The sequence below is a fragment of the Hymenobacter psychrophilus genome, from assembly GCF_900107135.1.
GTDB lineage: Bacteria > Bacteroidota > Bacteroidia > Cytophagales > Hymenobacteraceae > Hymenobacter > Hymenobacter psychrophilus.
The window spans coordinates 203,574-220,758 of sequence record NZ_FNOV01000001.1; the positions used below are offsets into that span (position 1 = coordinate 203,574).

Consider the following 17,185-nt stretch of genomic DNA (forward strand, 5'->3'; position numbering starts at 1 on the left):
GTTAACAAGAAAACCTCCTTTTACCTCCGCGCATCCCTCTGCGGACCTCTGCGAGAAAACAACTACTGAATCAAATGGAAACCAACCAGACAAAGAACGCCCCCACCAACGTAGTCGGCAAACCAATGGACCGGGTGGACGGCCCGGCCAAGGTAACCGGCGCGGCCCGCTACTCGGCCGAAATAAGCGTGCCCGGCACGGTGTACGGCGTGCTCAAGACCAGCACCATCGCCAAGGGGCGCATCACCAGCATCGATACCACGCGGGCGGCCAAGGAGCCGGGCATCCTCAACATCTTCACCCACCAGAACCTGCCCAAGCCGGCCAAAACGCCTAAGCAGGTGGAGAAGTGGCGGGCGGCCCAGAGCTACCTGCCCATGCAGGACGACCAAGTGCAGTACGCCGGTCAGCCGGTAGCCCTGGTGGTAGCGGCTACGCTGGAGGCGGCCACCCAGGCGGCGGCCCTCATCCAGGTAACCTACCAGGCCGAGGCGCCCATCGACTCCTTCCACGACCCCAAGGCGGAGCTCTTCGACCCCCAGAAAATTCAGCAGGGCAAGAAAGACAGCCACGTGGTACGCGGCAACCCCCAGCAGGCCTACGACGGAGCCGCCATCAAGCACGAGGCCACCTACGTGCACGCCATCAACCACCACAGCCCCATGGAGCCCGCCGCCACGCTGGCCGTGTGGGAGGGCGCCGATAAGCTGACGGTGTACGAGTCGAGCCAGAACGTGACCATGCATCAGGGCGCGCTGGCCGATCTGCTGGGTATGCCCCGGGAGCAGATCCGGGTCGTGACCAAGTACATCGGCGGCGGCTTCGGCTGCAAGGGCTCGTTCTGGCCCCACACTATCCTGACGGTGCTGGCCGCCAAGGCCGTGAACCGGCCGGTGAAGCTGGTGCTCACGCGCCAGCAGATGTTCACCGGCGTCGGCCACCGCGAAGACCAGGAGCAGACCCTGAAAATGGGCGCCACGGCCGACGGCAAGCTGGTATCATTGGTGCACACCAAGCGCGCCACGACTTCCCCCTGGGACAACTACACCGAGTCGAACGGCAAGATCCTGGACATGCTCTACGCCTGTCCGAACTACTCCACCACCTACGAGCTGGCCCGGGCCAACGTGATGACCTCGGTGTGGATGCGCGCGCCCGGCGAGGCCCCCGGCTCGTTTGCCCTGGAAAGCTCCCTCGATGACGTGGCCAACCAGCTGGGCATCGACCCGCTCGAAATCCGCCTCCGCAACTACGCCGACCACGATTACAGCAACAACAAGCCCTGGAGCAGCAAGAGCCTCAAGCAGTGCTACACCCGCGGAGCCGAGCTCTTCGGTTGGGATAAGCGCAACGCCAAGCCCGGCCAGAACCGCAAGGGCCGCGTGCTGGTGGGCCACGGCATGGCCACGGCCAGCTACCCGGTGCACAGCTCCCAGGGCACGGCCCGGGTCCGCCTCTTCGCCGACGGCCACGCCGTGGTGGAAGCCGGCGCCACCGACCTGGGCACCGGCACCTACACCGTCATGACTCAGGTTTCGGCCGATGCGCTGGGTTTGCCGCCCGAGAAAATACGCTTCGAGCTCGGCGACACCCGCCTGCCCACGGCCCCCGGTTCGGGCGGCTCGGTGGCGGCCGGCACGGTAGCCTCGTCCATTATGGCCGCCGCTGAAGACGTGTGGGACAAAGTGGTGAAGATGGCGGTGGCCGACAAGAAGTCGCCCCTCTACAAAGCCAAGCCTGCTGATGTGAAGGTGGAGCTGGGCCGCATGTTCCTCATCAAAGACCCCAAGAAGGGCGAAACGCTATTGGCCACCCTCGGCCGCAGCGGCCAGCCTGATATTGAGGGCAGCGGCACCGGCAAGTACGGCGCGGGCTACGAGGAGAAGAACTTCGGCCAGAATGGGGCCGACGAGAACAACGACAAGAAGGAAAAGGTATCGGGCGGCCACTCCATGCACTCCTTTGGGGCGCACTTCTGCGAGGTAGAAGTGGACCCCGATCTGGGCACGGTGCGCATCACCCGCTGGGTGGGCGTGCACGGCGTGGGCACGGTGCTCAACCTGAAAACCGCCACCAGCCAGATGACGGGCGGGGCCATCTACGGCATCGGCGCGGCCCTGATGGAGGACACCTTCCGCGACCCTAACTACGCCCGCTACACCAACGCCGACCTGGCCGGCTACCACGTCCCCGTCAACGCCGACATCCCCGATATTAAAGTGGAGTTCGTGCCCGAAACTGACCCCTACATCAACTATCTGGGGGTGAAGGGCATCGGCGAACTGGGCATGGTAGGCGTGGCCGCAGCCGTGGGCAACGCCATCTTCAACGCCACCGGCCGCCGCATGCGCAGCCTCCCCATCACCCCCGATAAGGTGCTGGAGGCCCTGCGCCAGCCGGCGTAAGGCTTACCCCACCCCCCGGCCCCCTCCCCTCCGGGAGAGGGGGAGCCTAACGGTTTCGTTCAACGATTTTGCGTCTGGCTCCCCCTCTCCCGGAGGGGAGGGGGCCGGGGGGTGGGGTGAACACCAGAACGAAAGCTAACAGCTTTATAAATATGACCGAACTCCAACGTCTTCTCATCGCTTACGACGAGCACCGCGCCGCCGGCCGGGCCTGCGCCCTGGCCTCGGTGGTGGACGTGGCCGGCTCGGCCTACCGCCGCCCCGGCGCCCGCATGCTCGTGACCGATGAAGGCCAGCTCACGGGGGCCATCAGCGGGGGCTGCCTTGAGGGCGACGCCCGCCAGCGCGCCCGCCGCGTAATTCAGCAGGGCCGCCCCACGGTGGTTACCTACGACTCCACCGACCCCGACGACGACCTGCAATTCGGGGCCGCCCTGGGCTGCCAGGGCATCGTCCAGATTCTACTCGAACCCCTCGATTTCCAGGACCCCGACAACCCCGTGGAACTGCTGCGCCGCTGGGCCGGGGGCGTGGAAGCGCCCGCCGTCATCGTGACCATATTCGGCACTACCGGGCCTGAATCGGCGGTGCGGGTAGGGGAGCGGCTGCTGCTGCTGGCCGACGGAACCGTGGAAAGTACCCTGCCCGCCCACGCCGACCTGTACAGCCAGCTACTCACCGATGCCCGCGCCGCTTTGGCGGCCGGTCAGCCCGCCACCCGCCACTACCCTGAAAGTGGCAGCGTGGTGCGGGTGAGCCTGGAAATCCTGCGCCCACCCGTGCGCCTGACCGTGTACGGGGCCGGTAATGATGTACAGCCGTTGGTGCGCCTGGCCGCCGGCCTCGGCTGGCGGGTGCGCGTGGTGGATGGTCGTCCGGCCCAGGCCGCCGTGAACCGCTTCCCCGAAGCCGACGAAGTGCGGGTGCTGCCCCTGGCGCAGGTAGGAGCGGAGCCCCACGATGGCAGCTTCGCCCTGCTGATGACCCACAACTACTACTACGACCTGGCCGTGTTGCGCCACCTGCTGCCCGACCCCACTACCACCTACCTCGGGCTGCTGGGGCCGCGCAAGAAGTACGAGCGCCTGCTCGCAGAGCTCACCCAGGACTTCCCCGACGCGGCCCAGCGCTTGCAGGGCCGCATCCACAGCCCCATCGGCCTGAACCTGGGGGCCGAAACGCCGGAGGAAATTGCCCTGTCGGTAGTGGCCGAAATCCAGGCCGTCCTCACCGGCCGCCCCGCCGGCTTCCTCCGCGACTCGCCCCATCCCATCCACCCGCCCCTGCGCTCCGACGGCCCCCTGGTCCCCGAAGGCCGCGTGGACGTTGCGTGTGCGCTGTAGCGCGAGCCTTTGCTTCGCATATCGTAGAACGGCCGGCCCACGAAACAAACTTTCGTAGTCCGGTCGTTTCGTGTAACAAAGCTTATGACCGCCATCCTCCTGCTCGCCGCCGGCGCTTCCTCCCGCCTCGGCCGCCCCAAACAGCTGCTACCCTACCAGGGCCAAACGCTCCTGCGCCGGGCCGCCGAAACCGCCGTAGCCGCCGCGGCCGGCGCGCCGGTAGTCGTGGTGACCGGGGCGCGTCATGAGGAGCTGCTGCCGGATCTGGCGGGCCTAGCGGTGCGAGTGGTGCGGTGCGCAGAGTGGGAGCGGGGCATGGGCGCGTCGCTCAAAACCGGGCTGGCCGCGCTGGACTCCACTGCGCCATCCGCCGTTACCGTGCTACTCTGCGACCAGCCCCACGTAACGCCCGCGCTGTTGCGGCAACTGGCCGCAACGCACGAAGCCACTGGCCAGCCCATCGTGGCCAGTGCCTACGCCGGTACCCGGGGTGTGCCGGTGCTGTTCGGGGCACAAGTGCTGCCCCTGCTGCGCCAGCTGCCCGATTCGGCCGGGGCTGCCGCTCTGCTGAAACAGTACCCGGAGCTGGTCGCTACGGTGCCGTTTGCGGCCGGGGCGGTGGATGTGGATACGGAGGCCCAGTACGCGGCGCTGGTGGCCGGCCGGCCGGGCGTAGAGGCATCTCCTAAGCATTCCTAGCTTTTTTCGAAATACCAGCTTTGCTTGCCTTGTCCGCCACCCTGCCCATTCCGGCAGGGTGGCTCTTTCTGGGGGAGTTCACTACCATGCTCCTCACGCGGCAAATCCTGCCGCCTGCCCCGATGATAAGCCCGCGCAACGACGAAAAGACCCACCCAGGCGGGCAGATCTTTTCGGGGGGAAGTAGGGAAACGGATGCGGCTGGGGCTACCGGCGCGCTAGCGGCGGGCGAAGGGCGGCCTTCAGCTGGGCCTGGCGGCGGGTGGTGGACTGCAACTGGAGGGTATAGCAATACTGCACCGTCCCGATGCTGACCTCCACCCCGTAGGTCCCGTCGGCCAGTTGGCTTAGGTTCAGCTGCTGGCCGCAGGTGGGCTGCCGGCTGTAGGTTTCGTAAAGCAGCTGGTTGCCGGGGTAGCTGACAAAACGCAGGCGGGTGGCCTGCTGGCGGGGATTACTGATGCGCACCAGGTAGCGCAAGGAGTCGATTTGGCTGAGGTTGACGGCCTGGGCTTCGGCCTCTGCGGCCATCCAACGCGGGCGGGCCGTGGCGGAGCGCGACAGCGCCGAGGCGGCGAGCAGGCCGTAACCGAGCAACAGGGCAAGCAGGTTCTTTTTCATGGCTTAAAGGCTAAGGAAGGATGAAAAATGAAACGGGTATGAACTGAGGACTGGGTGAGGGTGGCCGTTTCCCGACACAAAGGTGGCCGTCCGGGCGCGCCCTGCGGGAAACTCAGCGTGTCCATTTCATCATCAAATCGTAAACCTCATTGCCGGAGTGTAACGCCGCGCTGATTCTCTGCGCTGCTTTCGTCGCCGGTGGGGGCTGCGCCGGCGGCATAGCCTGCGGCAGCCGGCCCATCCTGCGGCAACTGCAGCCGTGAAATCCCGTTATCTTGCCCGCACTACTTCCAACCATCCTCCTCATGCCCGAACCTGCCGCCGCCGTTGCCTCGCCCGAAGCCGGCTTCCACAACATTCCCAAGGACGACAAGCGCATCACCCGGGGCTGGACGTTCTACGACTGGGCCAACTCGGTGTACCCGCTGGTGATAACCAGCTCCATCTTCCCGATTTACTGGGGCTCGGTGGTGAAAGACCTCACGGGCACCGACAGCGGCAAAACGCCCGTCGAGTTTCTGGGCGTGCACATTCCGGGTACTTCGCTGCAGAACTATTCGGTGTCGGCGGCCTTCCTCATCATTGCCCTCATCAGCCCGCTGCTCACGGCCCTGGCCGATTATTCGGGCCGGCGGAAGCTGTTTATGCAGGTGTTCTGCTACCTCGGGGCGGCCTCGTGCGCGGGCCTGTATTTCTTCGACGCCAGCACGTTTACCATGGGCGTGTTCATCTTCATCATGGCCACAGTGGGCTTCTCGGGCTCCATTGTGTTCTACAATTCCTACCTGCCCGATATTTCGTCGGAAGAGCAGTTCGACTCGCTCTCGGCCCGGGGCTTCTCCATGGGCTACATCGGCTCGGTGCTGCTGCTGGTTATGTGCTTGGTGCTCATTCAGGGGCCCACGCTGTCGGGCACGCCGCTGTTTGGGCTGGAAGTGGGCGAGGCCACCCGCCTGAGCTTTTTGCTCACGGGCCTGTGGTGGGCCGGCTTCGCCCAGATTCCTTTCGCCACGCTGCCCGCCGACCCCGGCCGCCCCGCCGGGGCCACCAACGACTCGGGCTGGGTGCTCAACGGCTTCCGCGAGCTGGGTAAGGTGTGGGAGGAAACCAAGCACCAGCCCAACCTCAAGCGGTTTCTGCTGGCCTACTTCACCTACAACATGGGCGTGCAGACGGTGATGTACGTGGCCACGCTGTTCGGTTCGGAGGAGCTGAAGCTGGAAACGTCGGCTCTCATCATGACCATTCTGTTGCTGCAGCTGGTGGGCATACTAGGCGCCTGGCTGTTTGCCAAGCTCTCCGAGCGCATTGGCAACACCCGCGCCCTGAGCTGGGCCGTGTTCATCTGGATGCTGATTTGCGTGGCCGGCTACTTTGTGCAGGCCGGCTGGAGCTTCTACGCACTGGCCTCGGTTATCGGCCTCACGATGGGGGCCGTGCAGAGCCTCTCGCGCTCCACCTACTCCAAAATCATCCCCGAAAATACGCCCAACCCGGCCGCCTACTTCAGCTTCTTCGACGTAACCGAGAAGGTGGGCATCGTTATCGGCCTGCTGGTGTTCGGCGGCATCTCGCAAATCATGGGTGGCAACATGCGCTACAGCATCCTGGCCCTCATCGTGTTCTTCATCCTGGGCCTGTATTTCCTGCTTCAGCTGCGCGGCCGCAAGCTCCGCGAAGATTCCGGCACCGCTCCCGACACCTTCCCCGGCCCTCCACCGGCTTCGGTAGCGGCCGGCACACCGCTGTAGGGTAGAGGAGCAAAATACTACTGTCATCCTGAGCATTCCGCGCATCAAGCGGCGACGAAGGACCTTGTACCACCCACCGTGATGTGGTACAAGGTCCTTCGTCGCCGCTTGATGCGCGGAATGCTCAGGATGACAGGAAATTGATAACTCTTTAATTCAACCAGATGCACACGTCCTCTCTCCAACAGAACATCCTCGCCGAACTCGACCACGAGCTGGTGACCACCCGCAAGCTGCTGGCCCTGGTGCCCTTCGAGCAGGCCGATTACCAGCCGCACCCCAAGAGCATGAAGCTGGGCCAACTGGCCGTGCATATCGTGAACTTGCTGGCTTTTAAGCAGCTGTTCGTGCAGCACCCGAGCCGCGACTTTCTCGACCCCAACGGCCCCAAGCCCGGCCCCGCGCCCACAAGCCACGAGGGGCTGCTGGCCCGCTTCGATGAAGCCAGCGCCAGCCTGCGCGCCGCCCTGCAGGAATCCGACGACGAAAAGCTAACGGACGGCTTCCGCCTCCACCGCGGCGAGCAGACGCTGCTGGAAATGCCCAAAGCCACCGCCATCCGCATCATGGGCCTCAACCACAGCATCCACCACCGCGGCCAGCTCAGCGTGTACCTGCGCCTGCTTGATATCCCGCTGCCCGCCATGTACGGCCCCTCGGCAGACGATAAAATCTGGGGATAAGAGAAGGTAGAAACAGCACGTCATTCAGCGCAAAGCGAAGAATCTCGCGTGCTGACGTTGTAATGGTAATCCTAACGAAGGGCTACTATTACAACGTCAGCACGCGAGATTCTTCGCTTCGCTCTGAATGACGTGCTGTTTCTACTTCACCACAAACACCCGCTCGCCCGCAATCCAGGTTTGCTGCACCTTCGCGCCGCGCAATTGCTCATTGGGCATCTTCAGCAAATCGGTTTTCAGCATGACGAAATCGGCCACCATGCCGGGCTTGATCTGGCCTTTCTGCTTTTCCTCGAAGGCGGCGTGGGCGGCCCAGGTGGTCATGCCGCGCAGGGCCTGCTCGCGGGAAATGGCGTTTTCCATCTGGAAGCCGCCGGCGGGGTAGTTCTTGGCATCCTGCCGGGCCACGGCCGAGTGGAAGCCGAAGAGCGGGTTGATGTCCTCGACCGGGAAATCACTGCCCAGGGCCAGCTGGCCGTACTGCCGGAGCAGCTCGGCGTAGGCGTAGGCCGTTTTCAGGCGCTCGGCCCCGAGCCGCTCGCCGGCCCAGTACATGTCGGAGGTGGCGTGGGTGGGCTGCACCGAGGGCACGATGCCGAACTGCCCGAACTTGCCCATATCGGCTGGCGTGACGACCTGGGCGTGCTCGATGCGCCAGCGGCGGTCTTTCTGGCCTTTCAGCGCCTCACCGTAGATGTTGAGGATGATGCGGTTGGCCGAGTCGCCGATGGCGTGGGTGTTCATCTGGAATTTGCTGGCCGCCAGCAGCTTCGCCAGGTCCCGGAATTCCTTTTCGGTGGAGAGCAGGAAGCCCGTTTCCTTGGGCTTGTCGTGGTAGGGCTCTACCAGGCAGGCGCCCCGGGAGCCCAGGGCGCCGTCGGCGTACACCTTGAAGGAGTTGACGGTGAGCCTGTCCTTGAAGATGGGCCCGTTTTTGAGGTAGAAGTCCTTGTTTTCGGTGGTGGGGGCCAGCATGGCGTAGAGGCGCACCTTGAGCTTGCCGGCTGTCTGGAGCTGGTCGAGGCGGTCGACCTGGGCTTTTTCCAAACCGGCGTCGGCCATGCTGGTCAGGCCCACGGCCAGGCACTGCTGCTGGGCCTGGAGCAGCATCGTTTCGGCTTCGGCAGCCGTCGGCTCCGGAATCTTGCCCGACACCAGGTCCACGGCGTTATCAACCAATAGGCCGGTGAGTTTGCCGTTGCTGTCGCGGGTTATGGTGCCGCCGCTGATGGGCGTGCGGGCCGTGATGCCGGCCAGGTCCAGGGCCTTCTGATTGACGAGGGCCGCGTGCCCATCAACCCGGATGATGAAGACCGGCGTGTTCGGGAATAGGGCGTCGAGGGTATCCTTAGTCGGGAATTCCTTGCGGTTCCAGTCGTTCTGGTCCCAGCCCCGGCCCGTGAGCCAAGCCGCCTGGGGGTACTGCTGCCGCTGCTTCTGGAGCTGCTGAATCACTTCGCCCCAGGAATTGGTGCCCACCAAATCGGCGTCGCGCAGGCCCAGGCCGTAGCGGTAGAAGTGGCAGTGCGCGTCGTAGAAGCCCGGGTAAATGAACTGGCCCTGGGCATCGACTTCCTCCTTGGCCGCAAACTTGCCGCGCAGTTCCTCGGCCGTGCCCACGCCCACAAACTTGCCATCCTGCACGGCAAACGCCTGGGCCTGGCTGAAGGCCGAATCCACGGTGTAGACGGTGGCGTTGTACACGAGTAGGTCGACGGGCTGGCGGTTGCCGGCCGAGTTAGACTGGCAGGCACTGAAGCCGGCCGCAAGCAGGGGCAGGGCCAGCAAAGAGCGGAAACGTGGAAGCATAGGGGCGGGAAAGAGTGGTCGGTAGGGTAGAAAATCCGGGAGCAAGATACCAGCGCAAAAAAGAACGTGTCATCCTGAGCGGAGCGAAGGATCTTATCACGCGTAAACAAGCCGTTGTTACGGTCATTCACGCGTGATAAGATCCTTCGCTCCGCTCAGGATGACACGTTCTTTTGACGGTTAAAAAGCCGTGCTAGTCGAAGCGCATGTGCTTTACCGACTCGCCGGAGTTCTTCAACTCCAGCAGCGACTCGATGCCGATTTTCAGGTGGTTTTTCACGTAGTCGGCGGTTACCTTCTTGTCGCTTTCCGACGTCTTCACGCCCTCGGGCGTCATGGGGTTGTCGCTCACCAGCAGCAGGGCGCCGTGGGGAATGCCGTTCACGAAGCCCACGGTGAAGATGGTGGCCGTTTCCATGTCCACAGCCATGGCCCGGATCTGGCGCAGGTATTCTTTGAAGGCTTCATCGTGCTCCCACACGCGGCGGTTGGTGGTGTACACCGTGCCGGTCCAGTAGTCCAGCTCAAATTTCTTGATGACGCTGCTCACGGCGCGCTGCAAACGGAAGGAGGGCAGGGCCGGAATTTCGGCCGGCAGGTAGTCATCAGACGTACCCTCGCCCCGGATAGCGGCGATGGGCAGGATCAGGTCGCCGAGCTTGGTGTTGCTTTTGAGGCCGCCGCACTTGCCCAGAAACAGGGCCGCCTTGGGCTCAATGGCCGACAGCAGGTCCATGACGGTAGCCGCCATCGGGGAGCCCATGCCGAAGTTGATGATGGTGATGCCGCCGGCCGTGGCCGTCTGCATGGGCTTGTCGAGGCCGCGCACTTCGGTGCCGAACTGCTCGGCAAACATAGTTACATAATTCGCGAAGTTGGTGAGCAGAATATACTGCCCGAATTCCTCTAATTCGACTCCGGTATAGCGTGGGAGCCAGTTTTTAACAATGTCAGCTTTCGTTTTCATACAAAAGGGTTCAGGTTGCAAAGGATAAGGTTACACCGAAACCGGCAGCGGCTGGGGGCAGCGGCCGGCTCAATCAACCGGAAAAGGGTAGGTACAAAAAAGCCGTCGGTGCCCGGAACGGGGAAGCGACGGCACGGAATGAAAAGCGGGAGACATGCCCCGGGGCCGTACCTTTGGAGGTGATGCAAGAGTTGAACCTGCCGCCTTTCGAAGCCAAAGTTACACAAAGCGGCGAAAATCTGCTAATCTGGGATGTACTGCGCCGCCGCCACGTTGCGCTCACGCCCGAGGAGTGGGTGCGCCAGCATTTGGTGCATTACCTCATCAACCATCGTGGCTACCCCAAGGGCCTGCTAAGCCTGGAGCGCGGCCACCAGTACAACAAACGCCAGAAACGCACCGATCTGCTGGCCCTCGACGCCACCGGCCAGCCGCTGCTGCTGGTCGAGTGCAAGCGCCCCACGGTGCCCATCACGCCCGCCGTCGCCCACCAGATTGCCACCTACAACCTCACCATCGGCGCGCCCCTGCTGCTGCTCAGCAACGGCCTGGAGCACTACTGCTGGCGCGTGGACGCCATAAACCGCACCAACGAGCGGCTGAACGAAGTGCCATTTTATAGCTGTTAGCTGAGAGCTATTAGCTGATAGCCTCCGTTCGTTCAGCTAACAGCTAACAGCTAACAGCTAACAGCTAACCCCAGTGCCGCCGCCAGCGCATCGATTTCCGCTTCAGTGTTGAAGGAATGCACAATGAGCCGGAGCCGTTCGGTGCCAGCGGGTACGGTAGGCGCCACAATGGCGCGTACATCGAAGCCGGCGGCCTGGGCGGCGGCGGCCACGGCGCGCACGGCGGCGGGGCCGGGGTTTTGGGTGAAGAAAACCGGGTGGATAACGTGGCTGCTGTCCGGTACGTGCAGGCTGGATACAGCGTTGAGCGTGACTTTCAGGTAGTCGGAAAGCCGGAAAAGCTGCTCGCGGGCTGGCTGTAACCCGGGTAGCAGTTCGTAGGCCGCCGCAAGGCCGGCCACTGTGGTCGGGGGTAATGCCGTGGTATAGATGAAGGGCCGGCTGAAGTTGAGCAGGTAGTCGCGCAGCAGGGCCGAGCCAGCCACAGCCGCGCCCTGGCTGCCGAGGGCCTTACCGAAGGTGAGGATGCGGGCAAATACAGCATCCTGCAGCCCCAGCGCCGCCACCAGCCCTTCGCCCCGCAGGCCGTAAAGGCCGTTGGTATGCGCCTCATCGACCACCAGATACAGGCCCAGGCGCTGGCAGAGGGCGGCCAGCTCGGCCAGCGGAGCTACGTCGCCGTCCATCGAGTACAGCGCCTCTACGGCCACGAAAACGGCGCCGGTGGCGCGGGCAGCCTTGCGTTCCAGGTCGGCCAAATCGTGGTGACGGAAGCTCCAGGCAGTGGCCGGCGTGGCCCGGATGCCGTCCTTGACGGAGGCATGGCTGGCCTCGTCGTAGAGAATGGTGTCGCCGCGCCGGGGCACGGCCCCGAAGAAGCCCAGGTTAGCCGCGTAGCCCGAGTTGAACAGCAGCGCCGCCTCGGCCCCGTGGAAGTGGGCTAGGTGGTTTTCGAGCGCCTCAGCAGCGGCCGAGTTACCAGTGAGCAGGCGCGAGCCGGTGCTGCCGGCCGGCAGTTGGGTGGCCGCCTGTACCGCCGCCTGCACCTGCGGGTGCCGGCTCAGGCCCAGGTAGTCGTTGGAGCTAAAATCGGTGAGGCCGGGTGCGGGCGGGGTGGGCAGGCGGCGGCGGGTACCGGCGGTGTCGCGCCGGGCCAACTCGGCGGCCAGGCGCTGGTGCAGGGAAGAAGGCATAGTCGCGCGGCATGCGCAGGAGGACATAAAATTATCCTTCAAACTGTTTGGCCGATAACCACACGCTGCCATCCTGCCCGAAGGTGCGGGCGTTGATAACCAGCCATTCCGAATCTACTTCCACCCGGTCGCCGACGGCGGGCAATACGCCGTGGCGCTGCATCACCAAACTCAGCGCCGACCCAATTTTGTCTTCCAGCTCCGAAATCAGCTCGTGCGCCTCACGTGCCTCATGTTGCTGGCGGATGCTTTCGGCGTACGTGTAGTCGAGGTTGAGGTCGAAGGGAATTTCCATGGGAAGAGTTGAGGAAGAGAAGTCAGGAAGAAAAAAACAGTGTCATGCCGAGCAGGTGGCGCATGGAGCCACCTGCTCGGCATGACACGTTTTGGGGGCTCAATCCAGTGCCTACGCCTCTACCGGCGCCTTGCCGCGGCCCATCAGCACGGCGCCCTCGGGCACATCCTTGAACGACTTACGGGGCTTGAGGCCGAGCAAAGCGAACATCTGCTGATCGGCGTCGAAGTCGGGGTTGGGGGTGGTCAGCAGCTTTTCACCCGAGAAGATGGAGTTGGCACCCGCCAAAAAGCACAGGGCCTGCTCGGTAACGGGCATTTCCTGGCGGCCGGCCGAGAGGCGCACCATCGTATTCGGCATTAGGATGCGGGCCGTGGCAATCATGCGCAGCATCTCCCAAACGCTCACGCGGGGCTGCTCGGCCAGGGGGGTACCTTCCACGGGTACCAGCGCGTTTACCGGCACACTTTCGGGGTGAGCAACCAGCGTGGCCAGCGTATGCAGCATGGCTATGCGGTCTTCGTCGGTTTCGCCGAGGCCGATAATGCCGCCCGAGCACACCGAAATACCCGCTTTGCGCACGTGCTCCAGCGTGTTCAGCCGGTCGTCATAGGTGCGCGTCGTGATGATGTCGTCGTACTTCTCGCGGCTGGTGTCGAGGTTGTGGTTGTAGGCGTAGAGGCCGGCCGCTTTCAGGCGCTCGGCCTGGTACTCGTTCAGCATGCCCAGGGTGCAGCACACTTCCAACCCGAGGCCGTTTACCTGCTCCACCATGCCCAGCACGCGGTCAAAGTCGCGGTTGTCGCGGATTTCGCGCCAGGCCGCGCCCATGCAGAAGCGGGTGGAGCCGGCGTCGCGGGCGCGCTGGGCCGAGGCTAGTACCTCGGCGTCGGGCAGCAACTTGTGGGCCTGCACGCCCGTGTGGTAGCGGGCGGCCTGGGGGCAGTAGGCGCAGTCTTCGGGGCAGCCGCCGGTTTTCACGCTCAGCAGCGTGCATACCTGCACTTCGCCGGTGGCCTGGGTTTGGGCGTGGATGGCGGCAGCCTGGGTGACGAGTTCCAGCACGGGCTGGTTATAGAGGGCGGTTACTTCGGCAAGGGTCCAGTCGGTGCGGATCATTTTTGAGCTATTAGCGGGTAGCTGATGGCTGTTGGCTTTGGGTGGCGTTGCTGTCAGGGAGTGAGCTAACAGAAAATGGCCAACGGCCAACAGCTTTACTTGTGGGCCGCAAGATACTCAGCGGGGCCAGAGTATCCGCGCTTAGCAGCGGTTGGAGGCAGCCTGAGGGGCGTAGAGACGCAATATTTTGCGTCTCGCCGTTGAATAGGCGTGCGAAACGGTCAATATCAGCAACGATGAGACTTCAACTAGTGCGTCTCTACGCCCTGCTAACGGTCTCAGCAAGCATCTTAAAACAGATTTCAGGAATTATCTGGTTGGCTGAGAAACAGCGAGCGAGTACCCCGAAGCGGGGCTTCAGAATACTCGCTCAAACAAGGGCGTATGTAAGCAGCGGGCTGCTTACTCGGCGTTATAGCGATTCTCCGCAACTGGAGTGTCGCTGCTGCCTTTGTTGTCACGGGTGTTTTTCTGCACGGCAATGGCCGCGAACAAACTCAGCAGAAACGACATACCGTAGAACCCTTTTTCGCTCAGAGTGAGCGTGGCGTTCCACAGACCCACCGTGAGCAAGGCAATGGAGAGGATGGTGGAGAACCAGCTCAGGCCGTAGTAAATGTTGGTTACCGGAATCCCATCGAGTTGGTCGCGTACCGATTTCTGAAGCGAAATGGCCGAAAACAGTCCGTACATAAGGATAGTGAAGTAGTAGCCTTTCTCATTGAGCAGCATCTGCGCATTCCAGAGGCCGACGATGAAGGCGCCCATCCCGGCGAGCAGGGCAAACCACGAGGCGGCCACAAAGGCATTGGAGGTTTTGGCGAGGGGAGCGTTCATGGCAATTGGCGGTAAAAGAGGTGGAGAGAGCACAGCCGGCGGTAACCCGTCCGACATTCCAAACATACGCGGCCTTTCCAGGCCGGTAGCCCCAAGGTTCCGTCATTTCAGACTTTGGCAAGACCGCTTTGTGGAGATGCTGGAAACCAGTGCCTAGCGCGTGAAAAAGGTAATGCAGCGTACAAAGCTAGATTTCATCTGATAGTCCGCTGTATTTCAGCCTGCCTGATAGATCAATAATCCGACTTTTAAAAAGGAGTTTTTAGGTGTAACCAAGCGCGTTGTTGATGTGGATGCGGCCACATATTGGCCGGACTGGTGCTGCCAAGGTAAAAGTTTATTGCGGAGCGGCTATATAGCCCCGTTACCGCCTGCCGAACCAGTGCTAGCAGCGCTACAGCAGCATTGTAAAGGTGCTGCCTATATTGAGCCGCCAATTGCTCTTTGTCCGGTTAGTCGATGCTTCTTACCCTATCCACCACCTACCAGCCCGCCACCGATTTGGGCTATCTGCTGCATAAGAATCCGGCCCGGCTGCAAAGCCTCGAAATAGCCGGGGGCCAGGCGCACATTTTCTATCCCGAAGCCACCGCCGAGCGCTGCACCGCCGCCCTGCTGCTCGAACTCGACCCTGTGGGCCTCGTGCGGGGCAAAGATGGGTCGTCGGGCGAGGGGTTTGCGCTGCAGCAGTACGTGAATGACCGGCCCTACGTGGCCTCCTCGTTCTTCAGCGCCGCACTGAGTAAGGCCTTTAACACGGCCATGAACGGTACCTGCAAAGACAAGCCCGGATTGCCCGAACAGGCCCTGCCGCTGACCGTGAAAGTGGCCGTGGTATCGGCCCCCGGCCCCGACTGGCCGCGCCGCCTGTTTGGGCCCCTGGGCTACGATGTGCAAGTGGAGTCCACGCCACTCGACCCCACGGTGCCCGAGTGGGGCAACAGCCGCTACCACACGCTGCACCTGCACCACGCGGGCTTGCGCCTGCAGGATGTGCTGACCCACCTGTATGTGTTGCTGCCGGTGCTCGACAACGACAAGCACTACTACATTGGGGAAAACGAGGCCGAAAAGCTGCTGCACCGCGGGGCCGGCTGGCTGCCCCAGCACCCCGAGCGCGACTTCATCACGCGGCGCTACCTGCGCAACCTGGCCGCCTACGTGAACCCCACGCTGGAGCGGTTGCTGGCGGGCGAGGAAACCGAAGAAGCTGCCGCTGACCCAGCTCCTCCGGCTACCAACGAAGCGGGCACCACGCCGGCCCCCGAACCAGCGGCCGTGAGGGTTTCGCTCCACGACCAGCGCCTGGAGCAGGTGGCGCAGGAAATCCGGCAGCTGGGCCCCAAGCGGGTGCTCGACCTAGGTTGCGGCGAAGGCAAGCTGCTGCGTCTGCTGCTCAAGCAACCCAAAATCGAGCACATCCTGGGCATGGACGTGTCGCACCAGGCGCTAACCCGCGCCGCCAGCCGCCTGCACCTCGATGAGATGCCCCCGCGCCAACGCGCCCGCCTCGACCTCATCCAGGGCTCATTGCTCTACCGCGACGAGCGCCTCGGCGGCTTCGATGCGGCGGCGCTGGTGGAAGTAATTGAGCACCTCGACGAAAACCGCCTGGCCAGCCTCGAAGCCGTGGTGTTCGGCCAGGCCCGCCCGGCACATGTGTTCGTCACGAGCCCCAACGCCGACTACAACCAGCTCTTCGAGAAGCTCCACGCTGGCGAGTTCCGCCACACCAACCACCGTTTCGAGTGGACCCGCGCCGAGTTTGCCGCCTGGGCCGCCGGCGTGGCCGAGCGCCACGGGTATAAGGTGCGCCTGGAAAGCATGGGCGAGGAAGTGGAAGGCGTGGGCGCCCCGTCGCAGATGGCGGTGTTTGGGGCATAATAATTACCCTGAGTAGGCAACTTGGCGAGTTATCGCCAAGTTGCCGACAGCACCTCGCACTACCTTGTTGGTAGCTCAGGGAGTTGCTCCATTAGCGTCTCGAAGCAAAGGATTAGGTTGACTTTGAGCGCCTTCAATTCTTAACGTAGTATCACCACTACATCTCTCAAATAGCTCATTACGCCATTCTACACTATCAAAATTCGTCAAGTTGTCGACTCTCATACCCTGAAAGAACCTCTGACGTTGGCTGATTATACCAAAGCTTTTACCATTCTTAATTCTGTACAAACCAACAAGCTGTGGTGCCCCACCACACGACTTGTTTTGAATATCTGCTAAAGTATGACAAAAACATTGAAATAGTGCACGACTGGTGTATTTGTTCTCGCTTTCCCAATAAGTCTCATATTTCATCAAAAATTCCTTTGCCCCTGAACCAGTTACAAAAAGCTTATCGGAATATGATTCAAACTTAACGCTCTCGGCTTTCCATTTTTTAGAAGCCTTTGTCCACCTTATTTTTCTGGAAAAGAAGTTACTTGATTCATCTCTACTACAATGTATTACTTCGAGCGCATCTGTTGCAATCCATTTTTGATTCGGATAGCTATTAAACAAAGCGATGAACTTATCAATGAAAGCTTGAGACTTCTGCTCGCAATTCCACTCTGATTGAAAAAGTAGGCCTTGGTCAATGATTTCAACCAGTTGGTTTAAAACAACTGAAGGAAACAGAACGTCACCGCAATAACCGAATACATCAGGATAATTTTTGCAATTGAAAGTTTTCTTGCCATAATCAAAGATAGAGCCGTCAGGCCATGATATTCGACTATCACTAGCAACATAGATTGATGCTGGTTTTCTCGAATCCACACCAAGCCAACTTATTAAGAGCGTCATATACTCGCAATTCAGGTGAGATAGTCTATTTCCCTAAAATACCT

Annotated in this window: 15 protein-coding genes; 7 read left to right on the plus strand and 8 right to left on the minus strand. The window is 62.1% G+C overall.

Annotation, left to right across the window (positions count from 1 at the left end):
• Positions 1–74 precede the first annotated feature (74 nt).
• The 3 genes from BLW21_RS00805 (at position 75) to BLW21_RS00815 (ending at position 4,447) form a co-directional block, all read left to right on the plus strand.
• Positions 75–2,405, plus strand: a complete 2,331-nt coding sequence (locus BLW21_RS00805) for a xanthine dehydrogenase family protein molybdopterin-binding subunit (RefSeq protein ID WP_092736890.1) — start codon at positions 75–77, stop codon at positions 2,403–2,405.
• A gap of 152 nt (positions 2,406–2,557) precedes the next feature.
• Positions 2,558–3,748: an XdhC family protein gene (locus BLW21_RS00810; RefSeq protein ID WP_092736892.1), complete on the plus strand. Its 1,191-nt coding sequence runs from the start codon at positions 2,558–2,560 to the stop codon at positions 3,746–3,748.
• Between the two features lie 84 nt (positions 3,749–3,832).
• Complete coding sequence (locus BLW21_RS00815) at positions 3,833–4,447, plus strand: nucleotidyltransferase family protein (protein ID WP_092736894.1); 615 nt, start codon at positions 3,833–3,835, stop codon at positions 4,445–4,447.
• 207 nt (positions 4,448–4,654) lie between these two features.
• Here the strand turns inward: BLW21_RS00815 and BLW21_RS00820 are convergent, their stop codons facing one another.
• Entirely contained in the window at positions 4,655–5,068 is a 414-nt protein-coding gene (locus BLW21_RS00820) for a hypothetical protein (protein WP_092736896.1), read from the minus strand.
• Positions 5,069–5,373: 305 nt separating this feature from the next.
• Between BLW21_RS00820 and BLW21_RS00825 the strand changes: the two genes are divergently transcribed.
• Together BLW21_RS00825 and BLW21_RS00830 are read left to right on the plus strand one after the other, a co-directional pair.
• On the plus strand, positions 5,374–6,819 hold the full coding sequence (locus BLW21_RS00825; RefSeq protein ID WP_092736899.1) for an MFS transporter: 1,446 nt from the start codon (positions 5,374–5,376) through the stop codon (positions 6,817–6,819).
• A gap of 164 nt (positions 6,820–6,983) precedes the next feature.
• A complete protein-coding gene (locus tag BLW21_RS00830) occupies positions 6,984–7,502 on the plus strand; it encodes a DinB family protein (RefSeq protein ID WP_092736901.1) in 519 nt (172 codons plus the stop codon).
• A 141-nt stretch (positions 7,503–7,643) separates the two neighbouring features.
• Here the strand turns inward: BLW21_RS00830 and BLW21_RS00835 are convergent, their stop codons facing one another.
• Both BLW21_RS00835 and BLW21_RS00840 read right to left on the minus strand, forming a co-directional pair.
• Positions 7,644–9,311 (minus strand): amidohydrolase, encoded by a 1,668-nt coding sequence (locus tag BLW21_RS00835; RefSeq protein WP_092736903.1) that lies wholly within the window; start codon positions 9,309–9,311, stop codon positions 7,644–7,646.
• 193 nt (positions 9,312–9,504) lie between these two features.
• The gene (locus tag BLW21_RS00840) at positions 9,505–10,278 is read right to left on the minus strand and encodes an AMP nucleosidase (protein WP_092736906.1); all 774 of its coding nucleotides are present in this window, start codon (positions 10,276–10,278) and stop codon (positions 9,505–9,507) included.
• 182 nt (positions 10,279–10,460) lie between these two features.
• Between BLW21_RS00840 and BLW21_RS00845 the strand changes: the two genes are divergently transcribed.
• Positions 10,461–10,907, plus strand: a complete 447-nt coding sequence (locus BLW21_RS00845) for a type I restriction enzyme HsdR N-terminal domain-containing protein (RefSeq protein ID WP_092736908.1) — start codon at positions 10,461–10,463, stop codon at positions 10,905–10,907.
• A 50-nt stretch (positions 10,908–10,957) separates the two neighbouring features.
• Here the strand turns inward: BLW21_RS00845 and BLW21_RS00850 are convergent, their stop codons facing one another.
• The 4 genes from BLW21_RS00850 to yiaA all read right to left on the minus strand — a co-directional run bounded on the left by BLW21_RS00850 (position 10,958) and on the right by yiaA (position 14,351).
• Entirely contained in the window at positions 10,958–12,100 is a 1,143-nt protein-coding gene (locus BLW21_RS00850; RefSeq protein WP_092736910.1) for an aminotransferase class I/II-fold pyridoxal phosphate-dependent enzyme, read from the minus strand.
• A gap of 31 nt (positions 12,101–12,131) precedes the next feature.
• Positions 12,132–12,395, minus strand: a complete 264-nt coding sequence (locus BLW21_RS00855; RefSeq protein WP_092736912.1) for a hypothetical protein — start codon at positions 12,393–12,395, stop codon at positions 12,132–12,134.
• 111 nt (positions 12,396–12,506) lie between these two features.
• Entirely contained in the window at positions 12,507–13,514 is a 1,008-nt protein-coding gene (gene bioB / locus BLW21_RS00860) for a biotin synthase BioB (RefSeq protein WP_092736914.1), read from the minus strand.
• Positions 13,515–13,916: 402 nt separating this feature from the next.
• Positions 13,917–14,351 (minus strand): inner membrane protein YiaA, encoded by a 435-nt coding sequence (yiaA, locus tag BLW21_RS00865; RefSeq protein WP_092736916.1) that lies wholly within the window; start codon positions 14,349–14,351, stop codon positions 13,917–13,919.
• Between the two features lie 459 nt (positions 14,352–14,810).
• On the opposite strand from yiaA, the gene BLW21_RS00870 reads away from it, so the two are divergent.
• Positions 14,811–16,235, plus strand: a complete 1,425-nt coding sequence (locus tag BLW21_RS00870; RefSeq protein ID WP_092736918.1) for a 3' terminal RNA ribose 2'-O-methyltransferase Hen1 — start codon at positions 14,811–14,813, stop codon at positions 16,233–16,235.
• A gap of 75 nt (positions 16,236–16,310) precedes the next feature.
• Here BLW21_RS00870 and BLW21_RS20995 read toward each other — a convergent pair whose 3' ends face one another.
• Positions 16,311–17,141, minus strand: a complete 831-nt coding sequence (locus tag BLW21_RS20995; protein WP_139255033.1) for a hypothetical protein — start codon at positions 17,139–17,141, stop codon at positions 16,311–16,313.
• Between the last annotated feature and the right edge of the window lie 44 nt (positions 17,142–17,185).

Excerpts from the sequence above, each read along its gene's own strand:
- BLW21_RS00805 (WP_092736890.1), top strand. The coding sequence starts at position 75 with ATGGAAACCAACCAGACAAAGAACGCCCCCACCAACGTAGTCGGCAAA.
- BLW21_RS00810 (WP_092736892.1), top strand. The coding sequence starts at position 2,558 with ATGACCGAACTCCAACGTCTTCTCATCGCTTACGACGAGCACCGCGCC.
- BLW21_RS00815 (WP_092736894.1), top strand. The coding sequence starts at position 3,833 with ATGACCGCCATCCTCCTGCTCGCCGCCGGCGCTTCCTCCCGCCTCGGC.
- BLW21_RS00820 (WP_092736896.1), bottom strand. The coding sequence starts at position 5,068 with ATGAAAAAGAACCTGCTTGCCCTGTTGCTCGGTTACGGCCTGCTCGCC.
- BLW21_RS00825 (WP_092736899.1), top strand. The coding sequence starts at position 5,374 with ATGCCCGAACCTGCCGCCGCCGTTGCCTCGCCCGAAGCCGGCTTCCAC.
- BLW21_RS00830 (WP_092736901.1), top strand. The coding sequence starts at position 6,984 with ATGCACACGTCCTCTCTCCAACAGAACATCCTCGCCGAACTCGACCAC.
- BLW21_RS00835 (WP_092736903.1), bottom strand. The coding sequence starts at position 9,311 with ATGCTTCCACGTTTCCGCTCTTTGCTGGCCCTGCCCCTGCTTGCGGCC.
- BLW21_RS00840 (WP_092736906.1), bottom strand. The coding sequence starts at position 10,278 with ATGAAAACGAAAGCTGACATTGTTAAAAACTGGCTCCCACGCTATACC.
- BLW21_RS00845 (WP_092736908.1), top strand. The coding sequence starts at position 10,461 with ATGCAAGAGTTGAACCTGCCGCCTTTCGAAGCCAAAGTTACACAAAGC.
- BLW21_RS00850 (WP_092736910.1), bottom strand. The coding sequence starts at position 12,100 with ATGCCTTCTTCCCTGCACCAGCGCCTGGCCGCCGAGTTGGCCCGGCGC.
- BLW21_RS00855 (WP_092736912.1), bottom strand. The coding sequence starts at position 12,395 with ATGGAAATTCCCTTCGACCTCAACCTCGACTACACGTACGCCGAAAGC.
- bioB (WP_092736914.1), bottom strand. The coding sequence starts at position 13,514 with ATGATCCGCACCGACTGGACCCTTGCCGAAGTAACCGCCCTCTATAAC.
- yiaA (WP_092736916.1), bottom strand. The coding sequence starts at position 14,351 with ATGAACGCTCCCCTCGCCAAAACCTCCAATGCCTTTGTGGCCGCCTCG.
- BLW21_RS00870 (WP_092736918.1), top strand. The coding sequence starts at position 14,811 with ATGCTTCTTACCCTATCCACCACCTACCAGCCCGCCACCGATTTGGGC.
- BLW21_RS20995 (WP_139255033.1), bottom strand. The coding sequence starts at position 17,141 with ATGACGCTCTTAATAAGTTGGCTTGGTGTGGATTCGAGAAAACCAGCA.